At 36.4% G+C, this 23,704-nt stretch carries 23 protein-coding genes, 9 tRNA genes and 1 pseudogene; 17 read left to right on the plus strand and 16 right to left on the minus strand.

What is annotated here, in order from left to right; genetic code table 11:
* Positions 1–4 precede the first annotated feature (4 nt).
* The 5 genes from EEI45_RS09725 to EEI45_RS08110 form a co-directional block, all read right to left on the minus strand.
* Positions 5–679 carry an MBOAT family O-acyltransferase gene (locus EEI45_RS09725; RefSeq protein ID WP_228410346.1) on the minus strand — a complete coding sequence of 225 codons (675 nt, stop codon included), beginning with the start codon at positions 677–679 and terminating at the stop codon, positions 5–7.
* Positions 676–1,515, minus strand: coding sequence for an MBOAT family O-acyltransferase (locus EEI45_RS09730; RefSeq protein ID WP_228410347.1), 840 nt, complete (start codon positions 1,513–1,515; stop codon positions 676–678). The genes EEI45_RS09725 and EEI45_RS09730 overlap by 4 nt, the downstream gene beginning before the upstream one ends.
* Positions 1,515–1,745, minus strand: a complete 231-nt coding sequence (locus EEI45_RS08100; RefSeq protein WP_125164836.1) for an acyl carrier protein — start codon at positions 1,743–1,745, stop codon at positions 1,515–1,517. Before EEI45_RS08100 ends, EEI45_RS09730 begins: the two co-directional genes overlap by 1 nt.
* A gap of 161 nt (positions 1,746–1,906) precedes the next feature.
* Positions 1,907–2,917 carry an alanine racemase gene (locus EEI45_RS08105; protein WP_228410348.1) on the minus strand — a complete coding sequence of 337 codons (1,011 nt, stop codon included), beginning with the start codon at positions 2,915–2,917 and terminating at the stop codon, positions 1,907–1,909.
* Entirely contained in the window at positions 2,914–4,428 is a 1,515-nt protein-coding gene (locus EEI45_RS08110) for an amino acid adenylation domain-containing protein (protein ID WP_125164837.1), read from the minus strand. The genes EEI45_RS08105 and EEI45_RS08110 overlap by 4 nt, the downstream gene beginning before the upstream one ends.
* Positions 4,429–4,563: 135 nt before the next feature.
* Between EEI45_RS08110 and EEI45_RS08115 the strand changes: the two genes are divergently transcribed.
* Entirely contained in the window at positions 4,564–5,094 is a 531-nt protein-coding gene (locus EEI45_RS08115; RefSeq protein WP_125164838.1) for a 4'-phosphopantetheinyl transferase family protein, read from the plus strand.
* Positions 5,095–5,225: 131 nt separating this feature from the next.
* On the plus strand, positions 5,226–6,011 hold the full coding sequence (locus EEI45_RS08120; protein WP_125164839.1) for an aspartate dehydrogenase domain-containing protein: 786 nt from the start codon (positions 5,226–5,228) through the stop codon (positions 6,009–6,011).
* A 45-nt stretch (positions 6,012–6,056) separates the two neighbouring features.
* On the opposite strand, the gene EEI45_RS08125 is transcribed toward EEI45_RS08120, so the two are convergent.
* From EEI45_RS08125 to EEI45_RS08165, 10 genes are all read right to left on the minus strand, one after another.
* Positions 6,057–7,292 carry an ABC transporter permease gene (locus EEI45_RS08125; RefSeq protein WP_125164840.1) on the minus strand — a complete coding sequence of 412 codons (1,236 nt, stop codon included), beginning with the start codon at positions 7,290–7,292 and terminating at the stop codon, positions 6,057–6,059.
* A complete protein-coding gene (locus EEI45_RS08130; protein WP_125164841.1) occupies positions 7,285–8,193 on the minus strand; it encodes an ABC transporter ATP-binding protein in 909 nt (302 codons plus the stop codon). The genes EEI45_RS08125 and EEI45_RS08130 overlap by 8 nt, the downstream gene beginning before the upstream one ends.
* 165 nt (positions 8,194–8,358) lie before the next feature.
* Positions 8,359–10,101, minus strand: coding sequence for an InlB B-repeat-containing protein (locus EEI45_RS09735; RefSeq protein ID WP_228410349.1), 1,743 nt, complete (start codon positions 10,099–10,101; stop codon positions 8,359–8,361).
* A 159-nt stretch (positions 10,102–10,260) separates the two neighbouring features.
* A complete protein-coding gene (locus EEI45_RS09740; protein ID WP_228410350.1) occupies positions 10,261–10,509 on the minus strand; it encodes a hypothetical protein in 249 nt (82 codons plus the stop codon).
* On the minus strand, positions 10,503–11,315 hold the full coding sequence (locus EEI45_RS09745; RefSeq protein WP_228410351.1) for a hypothetical protein: 813 nt from the start codon (positions 11,313–11,315) through the stop codon (positions 10,503–10,505). Before EEI45_RS09745 ends, EEI45_RS09740 begins: the two co-directional genes overlap by 7 nt.
* Before the next feature lie 180 nt (positions 11,316–11,495).
* Entirely contained in the window at positions 11,496–12,281 is a 786-nt protein-coding gene (locus EEI45_RS08140; RefSeq protein ID WP_125164842.1) for an InlB B-repeat-containing protein, read from the minus strand.
* Positions 12,282–12,374: 93 nt separating this feature from the next.
* Positions 12,375–12,869 (minus strand): hypothetical protein, encoded by a 495-nt coding sequence (locus EEI45_RS08150; RefSeq protein WP_125164843.1) that lies wholly within the window; start codon positions 12,867–12,869, stop codon positions 12,375–12,377.
* A 536-nt stretch (positions 12,870–13,405) separates the two neighbouring features.
* Positions 13,406–13,480 (minus strand) — tRNA-Gln (locus EEI45_RS08155).
* A gap of 150 nt (positions 13,481–13,630) precedes the next feature.
* Positions 13,631–13,933, minus strand: coding sequence for a hypothetical protein (locus tag EEI45_RS08160; protein ID WP_125164844.1), 303 nt, complete (start codon positions 13,931–13,933; stop codon positions 13,631–13,633).
* A gap of 51 nt (positions 13,934–13,984) precedes the next feature.
* Entirely contained in the window at positions 13,985–15,088 is a 1,104-nt protein-coding gene (locus EEI45_RS08165; RefSeq protein WP_125164845.1) for an ABC transporter ATP-binding protein, read from the minus strand.
* 97 nt (positions 15,089–15,185) lie between these two features.
* On the opposite strand from EEI45_RS08165, the gene EEI45_RS08170 reads away from it, so the two are divergent.
* The 9 genes and pseudogenes from EEI45_RS08170 to EEI45_RS08210 all read left to right on the plus strand — a co-directional run bounded on the left by EEI45_RS08170 (position 15,186) and on the right by EEI45_RS08210 (position 20,083).
* The gene (locus EEI45_RS08170; RefSeq protein ID WP_125164846.1) at positions 15,186–16,013 is read left to right on the plus strand and encodes a helix-turn-helix domain-containing protein; all 828 of its coding nucleotides are present in this window, start codon (positions 15,186–15,188) and stop codon (positions 16,011–16,013) included.
* A 93-nt stretch (positions 16,014–16,106) separates the two neighbouring features.
* A complete protein-coding gene (gene pta / locus EEI45_RS08175) occupies positions 16,107–17,087 on the plus strand; it encodes a phosphate acetyltransferase (RefSeq protein WP_125164847.1) in 981 nt (326 codons plus the stop codon).
* A 243-nt stretch (positions 17,088–17,330) separates the two neighbouring features.
* A tRNA-Val gene (locus tag EEI45_RS08180) sits at positions 17,331–17,406 on the plus strand.
* Positions 17,407–17,411: 5 nt separating this feature from the next.
* Positions 17,412–17,487: transfer RNA gene (locus tag EEI45_RS08185), tRNA-Thr, on the plus strand.
* A 14-nt stretch (positions 17,488–17,501) separates the two neighbouring features.
* A tRNA-Tyr gene (locus EEI45_RS08190) sits at positions 17,502–17,583 on the plus strand.
* 7 nt (positions 17,584–17,590) lie between these two features.
* Positions 17,591–17,666, plus strand: a tRNA-Lys gene (locus EEI45_RS08195).
* 8 nt (positions 17,667–17,674) lie between these two features.
* Positions 17,675–17,742 (plus strand) — tRNA-Leu (locus EEI45_RS08200).
* A 242-nt stretch (positions 17,743–17,984) separates the two neighbouring features.
* Positions 17,985–18,812 (plus strand): acyl-CoA acyltransferase, encoded by an 828-nt coding sequence (locus EEI45_RS08205; protein ID WP_125164848.1) that lies wholly within the window; start codon positions 17,985–17,987, stop codon positions 18,810–18,812.
* 130 nt (positions 18,813–18,942) lie between these two features.
* Positions 18,943–20,083: pseudogene (locus EEI45_RS08210) on the plus strand (IS3 family transposase).
* A gap of 42 nt (positions 20,084–20,125) precedes the next feature.
* Here the strand turns inward: EEI45_RS08210 and glpK are convergent.
* Positions 20,126–21,616 (minus strand): glycerol kinase GlpK, encoded by a 1,491-nt coding sequence (glpK, locus tag EEI45_RS08215; protein WP_125164849.1) that lies wholly within the window; start codon positions 21,614–21,616, stop codon positions 20,126–20,128.
* Positions 21,617–21,820: 204 nt separating this feature from the next.
* On the opposite strand from glpK, the gene EEI45_RS08220 reads away from it, so the two are divergent.
* From EEI45_RS08220 to EEI45_RS08245, 6 genes are all read left to right on the plus strand, one after another.
* Positions 21,821–21,896, plus strand: a tRNA-Val gene (locus EEI45_RS08220).
* An 18-nt stretch (positions 21,897–21,914) separates the two neighbouring features.
* Positions 21,915–21,990, plus strand: a tRNA-Thr gene (locus EEI45_RS08225).
* Positions 21,991–21,994: 4 nt separating this feature from the next.
* A tRNA-Lys gene (locus EEI45_RS08230) sits at positions 21,995–22,070 on the plus strand.
* A 152-nt stretch (positions 22,071–22,222) separates the two neighbouring features.
* Positions 22,223–22,537, plus strand: coding sequence for a CidA/LrgA family protein (locus tag EEI45_RS08235; protein WP_228410600.1), 315 nt, complete (start codon positions 22,223–22,225; stop codon positions 22,535–22,537).
* Positions 22,537–23,241: an LrgB family protein gene (locus tag EEI45_RS08240; protein ID WP_228410352.1), complete on the plus strand. Its 705-nt coding sequence runs from the start codon at positions 22,537–22,539 to the stop codon at positions 23,239–23,241. Before EEI45_RS08235 ends, EEI45_RS08240 begins: the two co-directional genes overlap by 1 nt.
* A gap of 12 nt (positions 23,242–23,253) precedes the next feature.
* Positions 23,254–23,703, plus strand: a complete 450-nt coding sequence (locus tag EEI45_RS08245; protein ID WP_125164851.1) for a low molecular weight protein-tyrosine-phosphatase — start codon at positions 23,254–23,256, stop codon at positions 23,701–23,703.
* Position 23,704 lies beyond the last annotated feature (1 nt).

Genomic DNA, 23,704 nt, shown 5'->3' on the forward strand with positions numbered 1-23,704 from the left:
CCTCCTAAAAATTTGCATAGATAAGCTCTACGATTGCATAGCCGTAACCATAGGCTCCAAAAATAACTAAGAATAACATCGCAGCATAGTAAAACGGAGTGCGCACATACCACTTCCACTGCGAAATACGATTTCTAATGTGAACACCCTTTTCTTTAAGAAAGCCCACAACAACCATGATCACAAAACCCACAATAACAACACCAAAGTCATGAATATCCATCCCCTTATTCAGCAGTGAGCCATCGGTGATTTGTGTCATATTAAAATCACCAAGCATCCGCGTAAACATGAAAATTGCTTTTGAGATACCGTGTGACCGAAACAACATCATTCCAACATTCACAATCGCCATGGTTCTGATCCATCTCATTGCATTTAAACCTTTGCTTTCGCGATTGATTTTTGTTTTCTTAAAAAAGAGCGAAAACAGCGGTTCTAAAAGCATTCCGACTGCAATAATGACAAAATAGTACATTCCATATGCGAGATATTGCCATTGGGCTCCGTGCCATAAACCATTGCAAATCCAAACGACCAATAACGCTCCTAAGGTTGGGACTAATCGACTGTAGCGTTTTCCTATTTTTGTTTTTAACCATTTTGTGAGTTTACGATTAAATTTCGATAAAGAAATGGGATAAAAAATATAATCTTTAAAAAAACCTCCCAAAGTCATATGCCAACGTCGCCAAAATTCTGAAGCACTTTTGGAGAAAAGGGTTGATTAAAATTCTCCGGGAGCTTTATCCCAAAAATTTCAGCGGTACCCAACACGATATCCATCGTTCCAGAGAATTCGGAATAAAGTTGAAGCGTGTACGCAAGGATGGCAATTAGAATCACAACACCACCATTTGTATCAACATTTTTGAATACAGATCCTACAAAGGGGTCTAATCGGTCAGCAATCACAATTTTCTTAATAAGACCCCAAAGCATTCTTTGTAGACCAAAAGTTAATGATGCATACGTAATTGATTCCCCGGTATTCAATTGTGGAATCACTTGATTGTATCGCGCTATAGGACCTTCAATGATTGTCGGGAAAAAGGATAAGAACAATATGATTTTTAGTGGATTTCGTTCTGCTTGAATGTTTCCCATTTTCACATCTACAAGGTAACTCATTGCTTGTAAAGAGAAGAATGAAATTCCAATGGGTTGTATGAATTTTCGATATGGAAGAGTCACTTCAAAACCTTTTAGAACTGAATTAAGGTTTTCACCGATAAAATTGTAATATTTAAAAACGGTTAATATCGTAAGTGGTATTAAAATCCCAAGAAATAAGAGTAACTTTTTATGTTTGGATTGGGCTAGACCCAATCCAATAGCATATGTTGATAAACTTATGATGAGTAGGTAAGTGATTAGTGTTGAACTCATCAAGAGATAAAAAGTAATGCTTCCAAGAAGCATTACAAGATAGCGATATTTTTGACTGCATATTTGATATGCAATCATCACAATCGGTAAAAGCAAGAAAAGGTAAATATAATTGTGATATGCCATTAATTTTCACCGCTAAGACGACTTACCATTTCCCACATATTCTTGAGTGTATTAAAATTATTTGGTTTAATCTCATCAAATGGAATTTCAATATCAAAGGAATCTTCCAATTCAGCAACCAATGTAAGAATTGAAAACGAATCAAGAATTCGTTTATCAACCAATTCACACTCATTTTCATAATCAATATTTGGTTTTATATCTTCTAATATTTCTAATAATTTATTCATTCTGATTTCTCCTTCGCTGAATTTAGCGTATCAATGTGTACGATGTCTCTAAGTGTTACGAGTCCTTGGTCTTTACTAAATACATTTACTTGTGGCAGATCTCTACTGAGAAAAGACTTATCCTTCTGTGATGCTATACGCACCAACATTTTTAAATGCAATCACGTCATTGTAAGCAAGAGCAGTCTCAAAGTCTTTACCAAGACATCCGCCACAGTACATAGAGAGCCGCATAAATTCCAAGTTGCTTGCGTTTCCATAGATTCTCCTAAAGCGATACGCTCAATATTGGGACACTTCATCCCTAGAAACTGACCGTAGTAACTAACGTGGTGAATACCGCCATCAAGTATTGCGTAATGCTTATGATCGTTAAGCTTTAAATCCACAACTTTGGTTAAATAAGTACCACACGATGCAACAATAATGCGTCCCATTTCCAAAACAACAGTTCCATCAAAATCCAAATTTTGAAGCATTGAACCAAACTCTGAAACGGAGACCGTTGGTTTATCGGATTCAAAATATTGAACACCCAATCCCGGACCAAATTCTAAACACGGTAATGCAATCTTGTAGCGATCGCGTAAATCTTCAATGTATTTTTTCTGAGTTTCGAGTTCCTTTTGAACCTTATCAAGCTTGTGCTTTTGGGTTCCTGAATACAATTGTATTCCATACCACTTCAAATATGGATATTCATCCTTTCGATCTAGTATTTCATCAATCGTTGAGGCATCCATACCGAATTGGTTTCCGCTTGTAAGCCTTAAAATAACCGATATGGTTTTTTGATACGCCTTCGATAAATCATTCAGTATTTCAAGATGTTTCATGGATTCAATTGTATAAATGGGTTGTTCGTCCATTTCAATAATTTTCCTGATGTCTTCATCGTTTTTGTAAACACCCGAAAGAATTATTTTTTGGTTTGAAATGTGGTTTCTTTGACAAATACGGAATTCTCCGGGTGAACACACTTCGAAAGAATCCACATAAGGATCTAAGATACCAACTAGAAATGGGTTTGCTTTCATGGCGTAACACAACTTTGCATTGTGAGGTAATAATGACTTTATTGTATTTACATGATTTTCTAGATGATCAATATCAAAAACATAACTTGGTGTTTTAAGTTCCTTATAAGAAGTACATAGTTTGTTTAGATTCATACGTGGATCCCCACTTCCGATTTTAAGAGTTGTCGATCAATCTTACCGTTTTTCGTCAAGGGCATCTGGTGCACCTGAATAAAGGTATTGGGAATCATGTAATGGGGAAGCTTTGTTTCCAGATACGATATTAACGCCTTAACATCCAAATTCCCCTGGTAGATTCCATAAATCTTATATTTTTTTTCATGGTATACGCAACAGGCTCTCGAAACGGATGGATGTTCTTCAATTTTCCGTTCAATTTCTTCAAGTTCGATACGATGACCCATGTGTTTGATTTGAAAATCTTTTCGACCTCTAATACATAATTCACCGTTTTGATTATAGAATCCTAAATCACCCGTACGATAGATGATGTCTCGATAATAGGGATTCAACGGATTTTGAATAAATACCCGGTCCGTTTGTTCTTTATTATTAAAATATCCCAGTGCTAAACTCAATCCTCCGACGCAAATTTCACCCAGGACATTTGAGGAGACCACTTTAGAATTAGAATCATCTAATAAAAATACTTCGTCATCATAAAATGGAATTCCTATTGGAAGGTCTTCATCGTATTTACATTCCGATTCCAAAACATAATATGTACAATTGCATGTAATTTCAGTTGGGCCATATAAGTTTACAAATGTCGTATTCGGACACGCTTCATGCCACGTTTCCAAATGCTTGATTGGCATGCGCTCCCCACTGAACATTATTTGTCGTAACTGATTTGGTTGTCGATACGATAATCCTTTTAGCTGACTTACTAAACATAACGCAGAGACCGCCCATGTCAGTACCGTTGAATTTGATTCACAGATATAGTCTAATAACATAACTGGATTTGTAAAATACAATTTCGGTATTAAAACCAAGGTAGCACCTGTCCTGAGAGCACTATAAATATCTTTTACCGAAACATCAAAATCAAAAGGTGCTTGATTCGCAATTACATCGTCTTTTGAAAATTGAAACGTCTTGGTAAAATCATTGATAAATCGAATGACCGATGAATGGGATACAACGACACCTTTTGGATTCCCTGTCGAGCCTGATGTAAAGAGAATATAGAGCGGATGCGTTGATATATGCGATCCCATACGTTGTTTAATCTGATCTTCTTGACTGATTCCGTTCAATATGGATTTTGACTCAATATAATTAATCTGAGCATTCAATTGTTCAATTCGAGATTTTTGCGCTTCATCAGACACGATGAAATGTGTCTCTAATGTCTTTAGAATCGAAATAACACGATTATCGGGTTGTGAAGGATCCACAATGACGTAAGGACAACACGCGTAGGCTGCCCCAAACATTAACGCAAGCGTTTCAATTCCCTTTTCTCTGAAAATAACGATTGGTTGATTTTTTTCGAAATGATTAATAAAAAATGTTCCTGCTATACGCGCTTTATCTTTTAAATCACGATACGTAATCGACTGATTCGGTTCGACTACTGCGGTTTTATTGGGATAATGCGCTGCACTTAATTCAAGATACTTTAAGATATGATTCATCGTTAAACTCCTTTAATTTCGTGCCAATTATACCATTCGTATTCTTAACACAATCTTAAGAACGGCTTATAGATTCTTAAGTCTACGAATCAAAGATCAAAACAATGATATGCTTGCATTATTAAGGAGAAATTTATGGAAAATCATGTCATTATTTATCAATCAAAAAATCCTACAAGCCATACACTTGATACTTGCATTCATGACTTTACAGATCGCAATCAACTGGATGATACATGGTATCTTTATAAAACTGAAAATGGTAAACCAGTCATCTTAAACAATGATTTTTATTATAGTAAGACGATAACCGATGCGTTCTCTACGTATGCGTTCAGTCTTAATCCATTAAGTATTGATATCCAAAAGTACAAGGAAGATGTGAACTTTCAAAAAATCGCGAATCGCTTCTATCATCCCAACGAAATCGAATTTGTGAGACAGCACGGTATCCAAAGTTTCTATAAATTATGGTGTCTCAAGGAATGTTATATTAAATTTTTCGACTTAAAAATTGAAAAAGATTTCCCAAACTTCTCTGTCTTAGAGATCTTAGAAAACCAAATGAAAAATTTAACCTATACATCGTTACCATTAAGTGCAAGCTATTACGGTTCATTACTTACTGAAAAAAAGACCACATTCGAATTCATAGACCTTGATTGATGAAGATTACATAACAATTCACAAAACCAATAAGACAAAATTCACACGTTGAATTAACAAAATCCTTATAAACCGGTTCACTTACCTAAATATATGTTAAGATACATATATAAATGAGGAAAGGAATTAATATGAAAAAATTAAAATTAGCTTTAATTGGGCCAGGATTTCTTAATGACATCGTTGCTCAAGCGTGGGTAGATGGCTACCTACCTGAATACGAACTTGTAGGTGTTCTAGGTCGCAATCCACTTCGTACAGCAGCATTCGCAAACCATTATGGTTGTAAAGCATGTGCAACAATCGAAGAGTTAATGGCACTCGAACCTGATTATACATCTGAAGCCGCTTCGGTTAAATCAGTCGTTGACTATACTGAAACAGTTCTTCGTTCCGGTTCAAATCTTGTTGTACTTTCAATCGGAGCTTTTGCTGATGCATCATTCTATAACCATATACAAGATGTAGCGCGCGAAACTGGTAAAAAGGTTCATATTGCAAGTGGCGCAGTCGGAGAATTTGATATCCTACGAACGGCTACATTAATGAGCCCTGTCAATGTAAAAATGACGGGTATGAAATCCCCTCGTGCCCTAGTTCATACATCTCTAAATCGAGAAGGACTCATCGATATTCAAGAACCTGTAGAAGTCTTCGCAGGAACCACAAAAGAAGCTATTGCTGCATTACCAACACACGTAAACGTTTCTGTAGCAATAGCCCTTGCAAGTGCTGGTCCCGAAAATACAACGTTAAACATTAATGCCGTACCGGGTTATGTGGGTGACGAACATCGCATAATGCTTGAAGGCGAAGAAATAAAAACAGACTTGAAAATCTATAGCCGCACCAGTCGTGTAGCAGGTTGGAGTATTGTTGCAGTCCTACAGAATATTGTAGCTCCAATCGTATTTTAAATAAAAAATCAATGATCGATATCAAAAAAAATAACTCTTAAAGAGTTATTTTTTTGCTTTCAGTATGTCTTTAATTTTTAATTTATTTCCATAATTTAACGAACCAAAACGATAGATGTAGACCGAAATCTTCGCAATCACTAAGGTTGATAAAATCATAATTGCCATTGAAACCACAATTTCAATCCAATTTACCGATGTAAGCATAAAACGAATTGGCATTGTAAATAACGAGACAAACGGTACATAGGAACTAATAATCGTTAGTTGGCTATCCGGCGCACTTAAACTACTTGAGGCAATAAAGAATGCGATAACAAATAAAACAGTAATTGGTGTAGTCGCAGAACTTACATCTTCTACTTTAGAAATCAACGAACCCAATGCCGCAAAAATATAAAGGTATAAAATATAACCTGCAATTGAGAATACTAAATACACAATTGCTGTATAGAACGTAAGCGATCCTTGTACCATCATTAAAATATCTGGATCATAATTCACCTTATTTACCATAAAACCTATAAATACGGACAATAAGATTGTACCAACTTGCAACAATCCAACAGCTCCCATTGCAAATACTTTTCCAAGAATAAGAACTTTAGGATCCGTGCTGGTAATAAGCAATTCCATGGTTCGACTGTCTTTCTCACGTGCAACGGACGTTGCTACGGATTGACCAAAGAAAAGAATCAACATATACATTGCAAACATAATAACGTAAGCTATAAAGAATCCTTGTGAGGAATCCTTCCCGATTGTTTCGACCTCTGATGTAATTGAAACATTCATCGCATTACGCGCTTCGTTTACATCAATATTATTTGCCTTAAAATTTTCATCAATGGCCATTGTTTTTAATGTATCTTCAATTATACCATCTTCAAAACCAAACATATCCTTGTCAATTGTCAGTGCTTTATAGGCTGTACTGCTGTGTAAAATAAATCCTTTTTTTATTTCTTTATTAAGCAATGATGTTTTCATTGTCGTCTCGGAATCAAATTGTTTAAGATGGTCGAGACCAAGCATTGAAGCAAACATTGCTTTATCAATCGATTCATCCTCGAAGATAAATCCCCACTCATTTCGGATTTCAGTTACCACTTCACCTGTTTGAGGTTCACTTGATGGATCTTCCTTAAAGAATGTTTGGATTGTCGGAATTGATGTGATGAACAAAACCGCCATGAATAAAATTAACGTTGTTACTTTTACACTGCGTTTTCGTAACATTTCTAAAAATTCAAATTTAAATACAGTACTCAGTTTATTCATGATGATCTCCTACCTTTGCTACAAAAATATCTTGAAGACTTGGTTCATAATCTGACAAGAGTTTTAAATCAATATCGGATTCAATCACGGATGCCATCCATGCCTTCTTTGACAATTCTTTTGATAAAGAAACAATCACCGATTTCTCATCCGCCTCAACATGCACTTGATCACTGCTCAACAATGCCATGAGTTGATTCGAATCATAATTATGGGCTTGAATACGAATTTTATCCTTTCCAAGCTCTTTTTTAATTGTATTAAGGGATCCATTTAAAACAATTGATCCTTGATTAATAATGGCAATGTCATCACAAAATGTTTCGACATAACTCATTTGGTGACTTGAAAAAATAATAATCTTATCATCCGCAATATAATTCGTTAAGGCATCTTGAAATACTTGAGAATTCACAGGGTCTAAACCACTAAATGGTTCATCAAGGATTAAGATGTCTGGATTATTTAAAAAAGCTTGCGTAATTTGTACTTTTTGTTGGTTCCCTTTCGACAAGGTTTCCAATTTACGGTCGAGATATTCTTCTATCTTAAATTGTTTAGCCCAATAGTTTACAGAATCCATCGCTTCTTCGCGGGTAGCACCGCGAAGCATTGCAAAATAGACAAGTTGATCAATAACACGTGTTTTAGAATACATACCACGTTCTTCGGGAAGGTAACCAATGCGATAATCTTCGCGACTAAATGGTTTCCCATCTATGGTAATATTCCCCGAATTGGGTTTAAAAACATCCATTAAGATTCGAATTGACGTTGTTTTTCCCGCTCCATTACGACCAAGATAGCCAAAGATTTGTCCACTGTTCACTTCAAATGAAATATCTTTGAGCACATGATGTTCGTCAAAATACTTGTTAATCTGATTAAATTCTAATTTCATAACATTTCTCCTTCTCACTTTAAAAATATTTTATCATGGGAATTTGTAATAAAGGTGATGCGGTTCTAAATCGACCTATTTCATACCCAAATGACATAAAATGCTCCCACTCTCAAAAAAAGCTTAGCATCTCTCAATGCTAAGCTTTCTAAATATCCGTCCTAACTATGCTTCTTCTTGTTTACGTTTTTTAACAAGTACCAAGCCTAATCCGATTAAAGTAATACTTGCAATCACTGCAACACTACTATCAGATACCCCAGTTTGAGGTAAATCCGTCTGATTGTTTTCGCCAGGTTTTGTTGGATCTACTGGTTTTGTAGGGTCAACAGGTTTTGTTGCTTTAATCCATTGTGCGTAGAGTTTAACATTTCCTACTACATCAATTGAGTCGCCAGGTGCATAACTATCACCTTTTCCATCCGCTTGAGTATTCCAGCCAATAAAGTTATAACCTTCTTTAACTAAATTATTTGAACTCATTACGATAATGTTTTCACCCTTTTCGTAAGGATGTGAATCAATCGGTGCATTTCCGGAAGTGTTTCCATTTCCATCATACTCAACCGTATATGTATCTACAACAACAATTACTTTTTTCCACTGTGCATAAAGTGTAACATCCGCATTAACAGTCACTGAGCCACTTACTGTGTCACCTTTTCCATCAGCTTGGGTGTTCCAACCTATAAATTCATATCCGTCTTTTGAGAGGTCTCCAGCACCAAGAATGGTTGCTGATTCACCTTTTTCATATTCTTTAGTATCAACAGGTGCTGTTCCAGCTGTATTCTCATTACCTTTATAAGTAACTGTGAATTTTTCTGTAACTGGAGGTGTAACATCTTCTTCCCATTGTGCATAAAGATCTACATTTTGTGTCATCGTAATGTTGGCATCTTTCGCATAGTCCGTTCCTGTTCCATCAGCAAGTGTATTCCAGCCAATAAAACTACAACCATCTTTGACTAAAGTCGATTCACCTAGAACAACTGCATTTTCATTTGTATCATAGGTATTTGAATCTGTTGGTTCAACACCCGCTGTATTTCCATTACCATGATAGGTAACCGTGAACGCATCCCCTACACGCCATACAGCGTATAGACGTAGACTGTCATCAGCAACTTTCACAGGTTTACGTGTGTTAAAGTCTGCATCTGGTGTTGTTGCATTGATATCTTTTGACCATCCCATAAACTTGTATCCTACACGTTCTGGATGAATGCTATCTTCTGTCTGTTCTTCTTTAATAGACTCAGCTGAAGTTATATCATAATAGGAAACACCTTTTGAAGACGCATCTTTTTCATAGTAAGTTTCACCTTCGTAGTCATTCATTTCCTCTAAGTCAAAATTCCCGCCATTAGCATCATAGTTAATCCAAAGGATTTCTACAGCACCAATATCACCTAAACGTTTCTTCCCACGTTGATCATATCCATCAGTATTTCCACCGATGAAGCCATCATCTGCTGGTCCTTCAGGTTTAATTGCGATTGTAGGAATGACTTCCCCTTCAATCCCTGCCACTAACTCCGATTGATCACGACTTAAGCCAACATTTTTAAATCCAAAAATTTCTTTTTTAGCTTGAGTTGCTACTTCTGGTGTGCTTTGATCGATATTAATAATATTACCATTTCTCATTACCGAAGATGAACTGTTCGAAATGTCTTTAAATTTAGCCGTTGGGTCAATCACGCCATTTTTGTAAACTTGATTGCCGAAGAATAGTGATCCCTTATAATTAATCGTAGCAGTAGCGAGCATTCCCGCACCACTTAAAGAGATCGCTCCACCTTTAAACTCAGTATCAACATCTGCATTCCCTGCGACATTATCCATAAATGTAGAGCCCGAAATAGTGTTCGACATTTTCGAAGATCCACCATTTTTAAAGTACATGATTGCTCCACCGGGTAGATTCGCTCCATCAGTACCGCCGGCTTTATTGCCATAGAATGTACTGTTGTGGATGTTTGTAGTTAATCCTGCGGGAGTCCCTGAACCTTGGAATAAGATTGCACCACCATCATCTTTTGCTTCATTGTATGCAAAGGTTGTTTAATCAATATCGACGGTTGCGCCATCACGACCATCAAAGATATAAATTGCGCCTCCATCATAGGTTTCAGAATGGCCATCACCACCTGCTTTATTTCCTTTGAAATAACTTTGTTTAATCGTCATATTTCCACGATAGTAGTGTAATGCGATTGCACCACCACCAAATACACCGGTATTAATGGAATCGTTGTGATTATTACTTAAAATTGTATTTGCAATATTAATATCACTGTAGATGTTTACCACCGATGGCTCCTGGTATATCCGCCACTAGTACCCGTATTATTTGAAATTGTACTATTTGTAACGTTGAAGGTACCTCGGCTGTTTTCAGAAAGTTGTACAGCAGATCCACCTGTCACACCCTTATTATTGTTAATAAGAGTTGTATCAATCGTGAACTCAGCTCCTGACTGAATATTTGCAGTAATTGGTGTTGCACCGTTATTGATAAATTTACTGTTACTTAAATTAATAACACCTGTTGGATTTGAAATACGAAGTAGATTTGATGTATGTCCTACCCCATCCATAACAAGATTCTTAATATTAAGTGTTACGTTGTGAGCAACCGTAACTTCAAGGGTTGAATTTGTCCAGATAACATGATTCGCATCAAATGTAATGTTTGCATTTGGAACTGTTATTGAAACATCTTCTGCTACAAAATCAGATGCTAAAGTGATGACGTCACCTTCAAGAGCGCCTGCAAATGCTGCTTCAAGCTCTGTTTTGTTTTTAATTGCGCCAAGATTATATTTGACTGCTTTAACCTTCTTAGCTTCTTCTTTAGTTTCTTCTTCAACTGCATCAGTAGATGGTTCAACAGTTTCCGTTAAAATCGCTTCTTCTTCAACTGTTTCGTCTATTTCTTTATCGTCAACTTCTGTAGATTCTTCTTGTTCTTGATCTATTGCTTCTGTTGTGACAACGGAATCTTCCGAAATAAATTCCGGGTCTTCATTTGCGAATGCAACTTGAGCGGTTCCCACGCCGAGCATTAGACATAACATAATTACCAATGATCTAGCATAAGTACTTTGTTTTTTCATACCCTTACCTCCATGCAATCATTATATTTTCTATCAAATAAAAATTTATTCAAATGTCATTAATCGATAAATCTATGTTATAAAGAAAATATAGTTTATGAATCAAGCAACAATTTCTATGATTTATTTATTAATAATAAATAAAAAAAAGGATGAGGTTTCCTCATCCTTAACACTGCATTATGATTCTTTTTTCTTTAGAATAACAAGCGTAATACCAATAATGATTATTCCTGATCCTACAATTGGAACAAGAAGGTTCTCATTCACACCCGTACTTGGAAGTACCGCATCACTTTGTACATTTCCAACAGCCTCTTGATGGTCATTCTCTATTTCATCGATGTTCAAATTAGGCTTCGTTACTTCTGGTTTTGTTATTTCTGGATCAGTAGGTATTGGTTTTTGTTCTAATTCCCATTGAGCATAGAGTACTTTATCCGAAGTAACTGTCAATTTATCTTTCGCATCAAAATGGTTTCCCGTACCATCTGCTTTATCATTCCACCCCATAAATTTATGGTTTTTAAGAGTCAGATTATTTGTGTTTCCAAGGATTTCATAGACCGTGTTCTCCGTAACCGTTGATCCATTTGGAACTGACCCTTGTGTCGCACCGTTCGCATTGTATGTAATTGAATAATCAACGACTGGAACGATTGCTTTTTTCCATTGTGCATAGAATACTGTATCTTCAGTTACAGTAAATAACGCATTGGGTTGAACCGCTTGACCCGTTCCATCTTGTGCAGTATTCCATCCATCAAATGTATAGCCTGGATTGGCTAGATTTGGAAGCGTATCGAGCACGGTATATACTGTGTTCTCCTCAACGCGTGTTCCATTTGGAACATCACCACTTAAAGCCCCATTTCCATCATATGATACGGAATAGTCCACAATCACAGGATCCTCAGACCAAATAGCAAATAGGTTCTCATGCCAATCCACTAATTGATTATCCAAACCCCATATATAACCACTTCCCGCGTTATCCAGTTCCCATCCTTCAAACGTAAATCCTGGGCGAACTGGTTCTTGGTAACCTTGGTCATATGTTCAAAGTTGATCCAAATAAGTTGTAATCGTGTAAGTGTCTGAACCGTCTTGAAATGTTCCACCCTCTGCGGAAAATGTTGCAACGAAGCTATTTGCCGTGTCAAATGTACTCTTCGCTATAACACCTGCTTGTTTGTTCACCATTAAGATATGTGATTTGACCACGCCAAGATTAACATTATCGACTAATTTAAAATAAACTTTCTCCATAACATCAGCTTCATCTTCGCAAATTACCGTATCAATCAATTCAAGAACACCCGTATTGTATTCAAAATAGAGTTCGTATTCGATTGGATAGGATAAGGCTGATGGATTGGTAACCTCAGGGATAAATCCTACTTGGTATGATGGTGATAAAATACTCGAACTATGATATTCCAAAAGATCGGCTGAATTATAGTCCGCTTTCACACCACCGCTGACCATCACGACATTTACCATCAACATCGCGACTAAGACAAAACTTAAAATGTGCTTTCTTAATTTTTTCATCTTAATTCTCCTTTATTAGATGTATTCTCAATTTAACATCTGTTAAGAAAATTAAGATTAATATGACACAATCCTGTCAGAATTTGTAATAAACGGACATTTTTTGGCTTTTTTTCATAAAATATTATTACAAATGCGTCGCATTCATAGATTACGCTTTACCGAATCGAATCTAATTATGATTTGAAAACGTGTTCATACAAACGCATTTAATGTTTGACCGCATTCTTCGTAATTCTCAATTAATTCATAAACTTAACATTTTAGTTTTAATACTTTCATCTTTTTTTAATGAAATCTTTGGCCTTACCCTTCAATCTTCTTGATTTTAATGACACGCGATTGATCCTTACAACCCTTCCTGCAAGGAGGCATCGTAAGTAAAATTTTTAATAAAGGCTATTATGAAGACCTTGAATCCATACAATGCGCTTGAGAAGAAGCTGTATTTACTAACTATTGCGGAAAAATACGATATCCTTCATCCATGAGACAAAAAAAAACAAACAATGAAATTGTTTGTTTGATTATCATATTGGCTGGGCCACCTGGGATCGAACCAGGGAATGTCACAGTCAAAGTGTGATGCCTTACCGCTTGGCTATGGCCCAATATCTTTCAGTGTTTGCTTGTTTATTATAGCATAACACGTAGGCAATGCAAGGGGTAAAACACATTTTTTTATATAATTCTTAAACTTTGAAATATTACCTTCTAAATGTGATTTTCGTTCACGATTAACAAGCCAAATAACAGCATAATCATCGCACCACATAGTGATATACAATAAGTATCAACATCGGTAAGACAATAAAAAACATATCTGTAGAAACGCTTATCAGCTCCGAACGTTGTTTCTTATGATTACTTTTAGGATGTTTTTTCTCTTTACGACCTAGAATCACATTTCCAAGTCCAACCAAGACTATCCCCAATAAAACTAAAGACGCTAAGAACTCTAACATGGAATAAAATTGAAACGGTAGAACAAAACTTAATCCATAAGTAATTGCGGAAAGAATCAAACCTAATGCTATATAAATCATATTCTTATATTCTTTCATAGTTTCTCCTTATATATAGGAAAAAGGAGACTGAGTCTCCTTGAATAAAACCTACTTAATAATATTTTCTGAATCAATGTCGAAGAAGTGACCTTTACTTAAGTTCATTGAGAGTTCAACTTCTTGACCTGAGCTATACGCTTCATTAACCCCAAGACGAGAAATAAAGTCTTGTCCGTCGATTGAAGCATGAACCATTGTTTCAGCTCCTAATAACTCTGATACAGAAATCAATGCCTTAACAATTGATTCCGGTTGTGAGTCAAGAACCAGTGGTTCATCATGAATATCTTCTGGGCGGATTCCAAAAATAACATCTTTTCCTTCATAACCATTATCTTGAAGGACTTTGTATTTTCCTTCTGGAATTGGTACATTTAGATTTTCACTTGCGATGAAGTGTCCATTTTCAACGCGTCCTTTAAAGAAGTTCATGGCCGGTGATCCGATGAATCCAGCTACGAATACATTATTTGGTGAATTGTAAACTTCTTTTGGCGTTCCGATTTGTTGTACAATTCCCTTTTTCATAATAACAATTCGATCTGCCATTGTCATCGCTTCGGTTTGGTCATGAGTAACATAGATTGTTGTTGTTTTAAGACGTTGGTGTAATTTCGTAATTTCCGCACGCATTGCTACACGTAATTTCGCATCAAGGTTACTTAATGGCTCATCCATTAAGAATACTTCTGCATCACGAACAATCGCACGTCCAAGTGCAACACGTTGGCGTTCACCACCTGATAGCGCTGCTGGTTTACGATCTAAATAAGTATCCAAGCCTAAAATCTCAGCTGCATTTTTAACCGCCTTATCGATTTCATCTTTTGGTGTCTTACGAATCTTAAGACCAAAAGCCATATTGTCATACACTGTCATATGCGGATATAAAGCGTAGTTTGGGAAAACCATCGCAATATCACGATCTTTAGGTTCGACATCATTTACCAGACGATCTCCAATCCATAATTCACCAGAAGTAATATCTTCTAAACCTGCAATCATTCTTAATGTCGTTGATTTACCACATCCAGATGGCCCAACAAACACAATAAATTCTTGATCTTGAATTTCGAGATTAAAATCAACAACGGTATCGTGATCATTTTTGTCATATCGTTTATAAATACTCTTTAAGCTAATATTTGCCATGTAATTATCCCCTTTTACTTTCTTAAATACATTATAATAAAGCGGTTACAAATATGATATAGTATTGTTGAACAAAGAAATTGTGCAAGGAGACCATATGACATTTAACGACCTACAAAAACTCTATCCCAGTGCTCGGGTAAGCCAAATTAATAATGCTTCCGAATCAGAGTTTGTGCTTTATGACGGATATCAATATTTGATGATTAATGTTTCTGTTCTCAACAAAACAGAGAAAGACTTATTATCCTTAATGTTTAAAGAAAAAGATCAAAAATCAATGTGGTATCAGCATCTTATCAACGGTGAGGCCTTGATGCTTGCATCTACCAAGTCTTATCATTTTATCCATTTTCATGTGAAGTATCTCAATCAAGATCATGACTTGTGGTTGAAAACGTTTAAGCACTTCTTTGAAAACCCATTAGATGCTTTCTATATTAATAATCATTCAGGTCTTGTGGTTTTAGATTCACGACTTTATGACTTAGAATCGCTTAAAGGGTTTATCGCTGCCTTGGATGATGATTTCTCTACAAACACATCCTTATATATAGGTTCCGATCGAATGATGAATGATGACTTGATTGCTTTATTTAAAGAAGAAACGTTGTTATTTCATAAGTCAGGCTACCCGGCACGTATTAATAACTTTTCAAATACTTACCTTCAAGCATATGTAACGCCACATATACGTTCCAGCTCAATTGGGTCCTCCATGCGACAACTCATTTTGTCACAAGATGATATGGTTGAAACAATTATTTGCATGTGGGAACACGAAGGTAATGTAACCTCTTCAGCGCAAGCACTATTTATACACAGAAATACGCTTAACTACCGTATTGATAAATTTCATGAATTGACCGGATTATCATTACGTCATTTGGATGATCTGCTTTTAGCATATCTTCTTGTTCTATAAATTGTTCTTTTTGGTTTCTTTTTAAGCCATTTTCTTTTACTCGTGAACATTTGGTGTATAATAAGTAAATGTATATAGGAGGTAAACTTACAAATGGATTTATTTGAAGGTTTAAAAGAAAAGATTTCCGGAAAAGACATTAAAGTTGTTTTTCCAGAAGGTGTTGATGCACGAATTATCGGTGCTGCAGTACGTTTAGCAGCTGATGGACTTTGTCATCCAATCATCTTAGGTAATAAAGAAGTAATTTTATCGTCAGCACAAGATTTAGGTTTCTTGATGGATAAAGTAGAGATTATCGATCCCGAAACTTACCCTGAAGACAAAAAAGAAGCAATGGTTGATGCCCTTGTGGAACGTCGTAAAGGTAAATTAGCTAAAGAAGATGCTTACGAATGGATTAAAAATGTAAACTACTTTGGAACAATGTTAACGTATATGGGAGATGCTGATGCTATGGTGAGTGGTGCAATTCACTCAACAGGTGATACAGTGCGTCCAGCATTACAAATTATTAAGACAAAACCTGGTGTGAGTCGTACAAGTGGTGCATTTATTATTTTCAAACGTCATGAATCATACTTATTCTCAGATTGCGCCATCAACATCAACCCTAGTTCACAAGAATTAGCAGAAATTGCTGTTGAAAGTGCAAAAACAGCTGAACTCTTTGATATCGACCCAATTGTATCACTCTTAAGTTTCTCAACTAAAGGTTCTGCAAAGAGTGAAGAAGTTGATAAAGTTGTGGAAGCAACACGTATCGCTCAAGAGCTTGCGCCTGAATATCAAATTGATGGAGAATTGCAATTTGATGCATCATTTGTGCCTACAGTTGCTCAATTAAAAGCTCCTGAATCAAGTGTAGCAGGTAATGCCCGTGTATTTATCTTCCCAGATCTTCAATCCGGAAATATTGGATATAAGATTGCACAACGTCTTGGTGGATATGAAGCAATTGGACCAATTCTTCAAGGTCTAAACAAACCAGTATCTGACTTATCACGTGGATGTGTTGAAGAAGATGTTTATAAACTTGCAATTATTACTGCAGCTCAAACATTAATTAAATAATATCGGACACTCTTCGGAGTGTTCTTTTATTTTTGTGGACTCAGATTAAGATAAGAAATACACTATAAATATGCATAATAATGCTTTAAAAAGGGCTTATTGTACCTTTTAAAGAACCTTTTCACATTTAATAAAAACTTTATTCAAATATTTGAAATAAATCGACTTTTAGTGTTGACTATATCAAGAAGCGTATGGTATATTATTAAGGCGTTAAGGAATACAAACAAACGCAACAGACCTGGAGGTTTAGCTCAGTTGGGAGAGCATCTGCCTTACAAGCAGAGGGTCAGCGGTTCGAGCCCGTTAACCTCCACCATATTTGCCGACTTAGCTCAATTGGTAGAGCAACTGATTTGTAATCAGTAGGTTGGGGGTTCAAGTCCTCTAGTCGGCACCATTTTGAATAAGAATGGGGAGATAGCGAAGTGGCTAAACGCGGGTGACTGTAAATCATCTCCTTAGGGTTCGGCGGTTCGAATCCGTCTCCCCACCATTCTTTTGTCTCGTTAGCTCAGGTGGTAGAGCAACTGACTTTTAATCAGTGGGTCGTAGGTTCGAGTCCTACACGAGACACCATTCAAAATGCGGGTGTAGTTTAATGGTAAAACTCAGCCTTCAAGCTGGCTACGGAGTTCGATTCTCCTCACCCGCTCAATTATATTTATAACAACCGTATGTACGGTTTTTGCTGTTTTTATTCGTTTTGTATATATTCTGGTCCAATATCCTCATAGTATTGCTCAGATTCCAGAACTGATTGACTTCATATTTTTCCCTCGTTATGATAAAAGTGCTCAAGATATGTGATCGAAAGCAAAAGCAGAATTCATGTTCTGCTTTTTTTACCTTTAACTTACTTCATATCCAAGTTATAATAGTCGAAAGGAGATTTATATGATACGTATATGTTATTCAATGGATTTGGACGACGCAATAGACTATGCATGGTCTCATCAATCAAATCCTTTAACTCAATCATTTCCAAAATATAAGACAAAATCAGAACTCTCAAAAATCATTAAGAAATCGCTTTGCCTTGCTAAATTCAACGATCATCAGGAAATTGTTGAATTTGGTGCATTCGCAATTGCAGAGGACGATTGCATTATGCAAACCGTAGCAGGTATCTATGCTTCGAATGATTACCAAGCAGTGTTAAGGGCATTTATTGATTATTTAAAAGCTGCGTTCCCAAGCTATCAATTACTTTGCGGTTTTCCAATCTCAAATCAAACCGCTTTAGAGGCTTACGATGATTTCGATGCGATTCTAATCGATGATTGTACTGTAATGACCTTAGATGTCGAACGCATTCCAAAATTGAAGCACGCTACTTTGCATATGGAACCTTTACTTGAATCGAACGAACAGCGATTTAAGCACCATCACGACCAGGTAAACCCCGATATTTTTTGGTCTGCAGATAAAATATTTAGAAATAAGAAACCATGGTTTGTTTTTCTAGAAATGAGTAATCAATCCGTGGTAGGTTCCATCACATTAAAAAAATACAACCATATCTATGCAGAGGTATTTTCGTTTTATTCAAGCATGGAGTCCGCATATGAATTCTTGAACCGTTCTGTAAGGTATTGCGCAGATCAAGTAATCGAAGAAATACTCTTCTTCGTAGATACCGAAAACGCTATCGCCCTTGCTGCCGCTACAGCGAATGGTTTTAGAGAACAAGACCATTATTTTAGTTTTAAGATTTCCCTTTAAAATATTTCCTGGGTGATTTTTAAGAACAAAGAAACACACGCATTGGAACTGACCTAGTTCCGTGGGACTAAAGAAAAAAACCTCTTGTATGAGAATTATTGTAAAATAGTTCAATATAGGAGGTTTTTATATGGGAACACGAACTATGCATAGCTATGAGACAAAGATGAAAGTTATAGAAATGAAATTGGCAGGCTACTCAAGCAGGTTTATTCAGACTGAACTTGGAATAAAAAATGTAACACAAGTCAAAACATGGTGGAGATGGTATCGAAATGGTGAACACTATCGATTTTCTCAACCTGTAGGCAAGCAATATACTTTTGGAAAGGGCCTGAAGGAGACACGGTCGAAGAAACACAAAGACTTAGAATTAAATCTTTGGAGCAACAAATTGAACTATTAAAAGTATTTGGAAGAGAAAGGATGTGGTTCCTGAAATAATCATCAAGCTCGTTGAAGAGTATCGCAACACTGTATCTCTTAAAGATATCTTGAATCTTTTGGGGTACCTAAGTCAACGTATTACCGTTGGACTAAAAGAGCAACTAGAGTCTAATAATTATTCTGTCAATGAAGCATTAGTAATTGAACTTTGTAAAGAAAATAAATTTCGTTATGGATATCGAAAATAACTGCATTAATTCGAAAGAAAGAATTATCAATAAGAACACTGTTCAAAGATAATGCAGAAACACCAATGTCAATGCCGTGTTAAGGTCAAACGGTATCGAAAACAAAATCCGAAGATCATTATGCCCAATATCATTAATCGCGACTTTAAATCACTACGTCCTCTAGAGAAATTGGTGACAGATATCACTTACATCCCTTATGGCCATAAGATGATCTATTTATCTACGATCATGGATTTATATAATGGTGAGATTATTGCGTCTACATTGAGTGACAGACAAAACCTAGAATGTGTGGTTGATACATTAAATCAACTTCCGGATATCGTTCAGCCATGTATTCTTCATTCTGATCAAGGGAGTGTCTATACATCAAAAGAGTATCAACTCAAAGTAAAAAATAAAAGCATTACCATGAGTATGTCCCGTAAGGGTACACCCGCTGATAATGCTCCTATCGAATCGTTTCATGCCTCGCTAAAGTGTGAAACATTCGAATTAAACCCAGAACTAAAGGGTTCTACTGAAATTGTATCACAAACTGTGATAAACTATTTAAAATATTACAATGAAAATCGAATACAAGAAAAGCTAGGATATCAATCTCCCGTAAATTATCGGTTAACTTCATCCTAACTTGGTTTTTTCTTTAGTCCCAAGGAACTAGGTCAGTTCCATTTATTGCGCGTGTTTTTTTGTTAATGTTTTTCCGATAGCACGATGCCACTCTGATAATTTAAGTTGTCGTTTCTCATCATCAATTCTTGAGTCCCATGAAGTATTTTTTGCGCGCACATCAATAAATGCCGCTTTATCTTTAAAAAAACCTGTCTGTAAGCCCGCTAAGAAACAAGCACCAAGGGATGTAGACTCCGACGTAAAGGATCGTTGTACATTCACATTTAAAAGGTCAGCTTGAAATTGCATCAAGAAATTATTGTTTGATGCACCGCCGTCAACTTTAAGGGATGTGATGTTAATGTTTGAGTCTTCTTCCATCGCCTTCATAATATCATAGCTTTGAAAAGCAATTGATTCTAACGCCGCTCGAATGATGTGATTTTTGTTTGTACCTCGGGTCAATCCAAATATGGTCCCTGTTGCATCCATATCCCAATAAGGTGCACCCAAACCAGTGAGTGCAGGAACAAAGTAAACACCCCCGCAATCACGGACTTTTTGGGCGAAGTATTCCACATCAGAGGCATCATCAATAATCCCCAATTCGTCACGCAACCATTGAATCACAGCGCCCGCAATAAACACCGACCCTTCTAAGGCATATTCTATCTTCCCATTTAGCCCAATCGCAATGGTTGTAAGCAAGCCATTCTCACTCTCTACAAATCGTTCTTTTGTGTTCATAAGTAAGAAGCAACCCGTTCCATATGTATTTTTCACATCTCCCGAATTGAAACACGTCTGTCCAAATAAAGCCGCTTGTTGGTCCCCTACAACACTGGAAATTGGAATTTGATACCCTTGAATGTTTGTATAGCCATATAAATGACTGCTGTCAAACACGTGGGGCAGCATGGACCTTGGAATATCCAATGCATTTAAGATGGTGTCATCCCACTCTAAATCCCTTATATTATAGAGCATTGTTCTTGAGGCATTTGTATAATCTGTAGCATGAATTTTGCCTCCCGTGAGATTATAAAGCAGCCATGAATCAACAGTTCCAAATAACAATTCTCCTCGATCTGCTTGTTCCCGCGCCCCTTCAACATGATCAAGAATCCATTTCACTTTAGTTCCTGAAAAATAGGCATCAACAATTAGACCCGTATGTTTTTTAATATAATCTGATAATCCGAGATCTTTGAGGTCTTCACAAATTGGAGCGGTACGACGACATTGCCATACTATCGCATTATAGATGGGGCCCCCCGTATTTTTATTCCACACAACCGTTGTTTCACGTTGATTTGTAATTCCAATCGTTTCAATATGCTCGGGTCCAATACCCGCACGCGCTAAAACTTCATTTAAAACACCACTTTGTGTCGCCCAAATTTCCATGGGGTCTTGTTCGACCCACCCTTGTTTGGGATAGATCTGTGTGGTCTCTGTCTGTGCTTTCGCAATAATATTGTATTCTTTATCGAAAATGATGGCACGCGAACTTGTTGTTCCTTGATCTAGTGTAATAATATAGTCCTTCATGATTATCTCCTTACATGATTTTATTATACCATTCTAGTTCTGTTCTTATGTGAGTATTTGTAGGCTAAGGTTATTTTAATCCTCAATATGTGGAGAATAAATCACGTTTTGAATATTTAACCATAATATTTCATTTTTTCACTTTTTTTGCTTTACATTGTTCAGTTTGTTTGTTAATATAGTAAAGCATTAAGGAAGTAATTCGGAGGTTTAGCTCAGTTGGGAGAGCATCTGCCTTACAAGCAGAGGGTCAGCGGTTCGAGCCCGTTAACCTCCACCATTTTTTTTTGCTCAAACTGCCGACTTAGCTCAATTGGTAGAGCAACTGATTTGTAATCAGTAGGTTGGGGGTTCAAGTCCTCTAGTCGGCACCATAATGTCTCGTTAGCTCAGGTGGTAGAGCAACTGACTTTTAATCAGTGGGTCGTAGGTTCGAGTCCTACACGAGACACCATTTAATTTAAAAATATAAGCATCGTTTTTGATGCTTTTTTTGTGCTCACATCTTTCTCCATACAAATAATTTCTACAGAAAGCGATAACATCATGTTTTTTTTACACAATACTTCGGAAAAGTGATAAAATGTATGCAGTTTTATTAAGGAGATTTCTTATGCTGGCGAAACACTTACAACCCTCCTTCATCTTCCAGTTCCAGGAAGTATCGTTGGGCTTTTTCTTTTATTCGGTGCACTTCAATTTAAACTTATTAAAGTCAAGCACGTTGAGGAATCTGGTTCGTGGCTTAAAAATAATATGGCATTTCTCTTTGTACCTGCAACGGTTGGAATTATGCCTTACTTTGATATTATTCAAAAATCATGGATAAATATTACGATCATCTTAATTTGTTCGACCTTGATTACCTATATCGTTACAGTTCTTGTCGCAGAGTTTTTAAATAAGAAGGGAGTGCATTAATGATGAATTCACTCTTTAACAATCCTTTATTTGGTCTTGCACTAACTTTCGGTGTTTATTTAGGTTCTCAAAAACTACAAAAAAAGTTTAAGTCCCCGCTATTAAATCCACTTCTTATTACTTCCCTAGCAATTATTGTAATGCTCACGGTATTTGGTATTGACTACGAAAATTATAACCAAGGTGGAAAATTTTTAACAGCGTTAATTGGGCCCGCAACTGTAGCCCTCGCAATTCCCCTTTATAATAATCTTGATCTCCTCAAAAAATATAAAAAATTAGTCTTGATAAGTACGCTAACCGGTGTCATTGTACACGCAGTGTGTATTCTGATTTTATCTTTAGTTTTAAATCTTGATTCTCAAATGATTGCAACTGTTATTCCAAAATCTGTAACGACCGCAATCGCCGCAGATGTTGCGCTGAGTTTAGGTGGTCTTAAGACGCTTACAATATGCATTGTGATTGTGACTGGAATCCTTGGTGCCGCACTTGCTCCAATTCTTAATAAGGTCTTTCACATCGATAATCCCTTAGCGCAAGGTCTTGCTTTAGGAACTGCCGCACATGCAGTAGGAACTTCTAAAGCAATTGAGATGGGTGAGTTACAAGGAACAATGGCGACTTTATCTCTCATTCTTACAGGACTTGTTCCCGTAGCGTTGAGTCCACTAACATTGAAAATTATAACTGCTATAATATAGTAGAGGTGAATTATGAAACATATTTTATTTGTATGTCTAGGTAATATTTGCCGTTCTCCGATGGCAGAAGGAATTTTTAAAGATTTATATGGAGATAAGTATGTCGTGAAATCAGCAGCAACGAGTTCTTGGGAGCATGGAAATCCGGTCCACCCTGGAACTGCATCGATTTTAGAAGCGATGGGAATTTCCTGTAAGGGTATGACCTCTTCACAAATCACAATTGAAGATTTCTATCACTATGACTGTATCATCGGAATGGACAAAAGCAATATCCAAAATCTTTTAAAAATCGCAACCAAAGGTACTGAACACAAGATTCATTTGTTTTTGGATCAAGTTGATGACTTAAAAGGACATGAGGTTCCAGATCCTTATTATACCGGAGATTTCGAAGAGACTAAGGATCTTGTTTTACGAGGTTCACACGCTTGGGATCAATATCTTAGTAAAAAAGAATAAA

The organism is Erysipelothrix piscisicarius, assembly GCF_003931795.1.
Taxonomy (GTDB): domain Bacteria; phylum Bacillota_I; class Bacilli_A; order Erysipelotrichales; family Erysipelotrichaceae; genus Erysipelothrix; species Erysipelothrix piscisicarius.

What these genes read in the sequence shown, in the direction of transcription:
- EEI45_RS09725 (WP_228410346.1), bottom strand. Translation starts at nt 679, where the DNA reads ATGACTTTGGGAGGTTTTTTTAAAGATTATATTTTTTATCCCATTTCT.
- EEI45_RS09730 (WP_228410347.1), bottom strand. Translation starts at nt 1,515, where the DNA reads ATGGCATATCACAATTATATTTACCTTTTCTTGCTTTTACCGATTGTG.
- EEI45_RS08100 (WP_125164836.1), bottom strand. Translation starts at nt 1,745, where the DNA reads ATGAATAAATTATTAGAAATATTAGAAGATATAAAACCAAATATTGAT.
- EEI45_RS08105 (WP_228410348.1), bottom strand. Translation starts at nt 2,917, where the DNA reads ATGAATCTAAACAAACTATGTACTTCTTATAAGGAACTTAAAACACCA.
- EEI45_RS08110 (WP_125164837.1), bottom strand. Translation starts at nt 4,428, where the DNA reads ATGAATCATATCTTAAAGTATCTTGAATTAAGTGCAGCGCATTATCCC.
- EEI45_RS08115 (WP_125164838.1), top strand. Translation starts at nt 4,564, where the DNA reads ATGGAAAATCATGTCATTATTTATCAATCAAAAAATCCTACAAGCCAT.
- EEI45_RS08120 (WP_125164839.1), top strand. Translation starts at nt 5,226, where the DNA reads ATGAAAAAATTAAAATTAGCTTTAATTGGGCCAGGATTTCTTAATGAC.
- EEI45_RS08125 (WP_125164840.1), bottom strand. Translation starts at nt 7,292, where the DNA reads ATGAATAAACTGAGTACTGTATTTAAATTTGAATTTTTAGAAATGTTA.
- EEI45_RS08130 (WP_125164841.1), bottom strand. Translation starts at nt 8,193, where the DNA reads ATGAAATTAGAATTTAATCAGATTAACAAGTATTTTGACGAACATCAT.
- EEI45_RS09735 (WP_228410349.1), bottom strand. Translation starts at nt 10,101, where the DNA reads ATGTACTTTAAAAATGGTGGATCTTCGAAAATGTCGAACACTATTTCG.
- EEI45_RS09745 (WP_228410351.1), bottom strand. Translation starts at nt 11,315, where the DNA reads ATGAAAAAACAAAGTACTTATGCTAGATCATTGGTAATTATGTTATGT.
- EEI45_RS08150 (WP_125164843.1), bottom strand. Translation starts at nt 12,869, where the DNA reads ATGAAAAAATTAAGAAAGCACATTTTAAGTTTTGTCTTAGTCGCGATG.
- EEI45_RS08160 (WP_125164844.1), bottom strand. Translation starts at nt 13,933, where the DNA reads ATGAAAGAATATAAGAATATGATTTATATAGCATTAGGTTTGATTCTT.
- EEI45_RS08165 (WP_125164845.1), bottom strand. Translation starts at nt 15,088, where the DNA reads ATGGCAAATATTAGCTTAAAGAGTATTTATAAACGATATGACAAAAAT.
- EEI45_RS08170 (WP_125164846.1), top strand. Translation starts at nt 15,186, where the DNA reads ATGACATTTAACGACCTACAAAAACTCTATCCCAGTGCTCGGGTAAGC.
- pta (WP_125164847.1), top strand. Translation starts at nt 16,107, where the DNA reads ATGGATTTATTTGAAGGTTTAAAAGAAAAGATTTCCGGAAAAGACATT.
- EEI45_RS08205 (WP_125164848.1), top strand. Translation starts at nt 17,985, where the DNA reads ATGATACGTATATGTTATTCAATGGATTTGGACGACGCAATAGACTAT.
- glpK (WP_125164849.1), bottom strand. Translation starts at nt 21,616, where the DNA reads ATGAAGGACTATATTATTACACTAGATCAAGGAACAACAAGTTCGCGT.
- EEI45_RS08240 (WP_228410352.1), top strand. Translation starts at nt 22,537, where the DNA reads ATGATGAATTCACTCTTTAACAATCCTTTATTTGGTCTTGCACTAACT.
- EEI45_RS08245 (WP_125164851.1), top strand. Translation starts at nt 23,254, where the DNA reads ATGAAACATATTTTATTTGTATGTCTAGGTAATATTTGCCGTTCTCCG.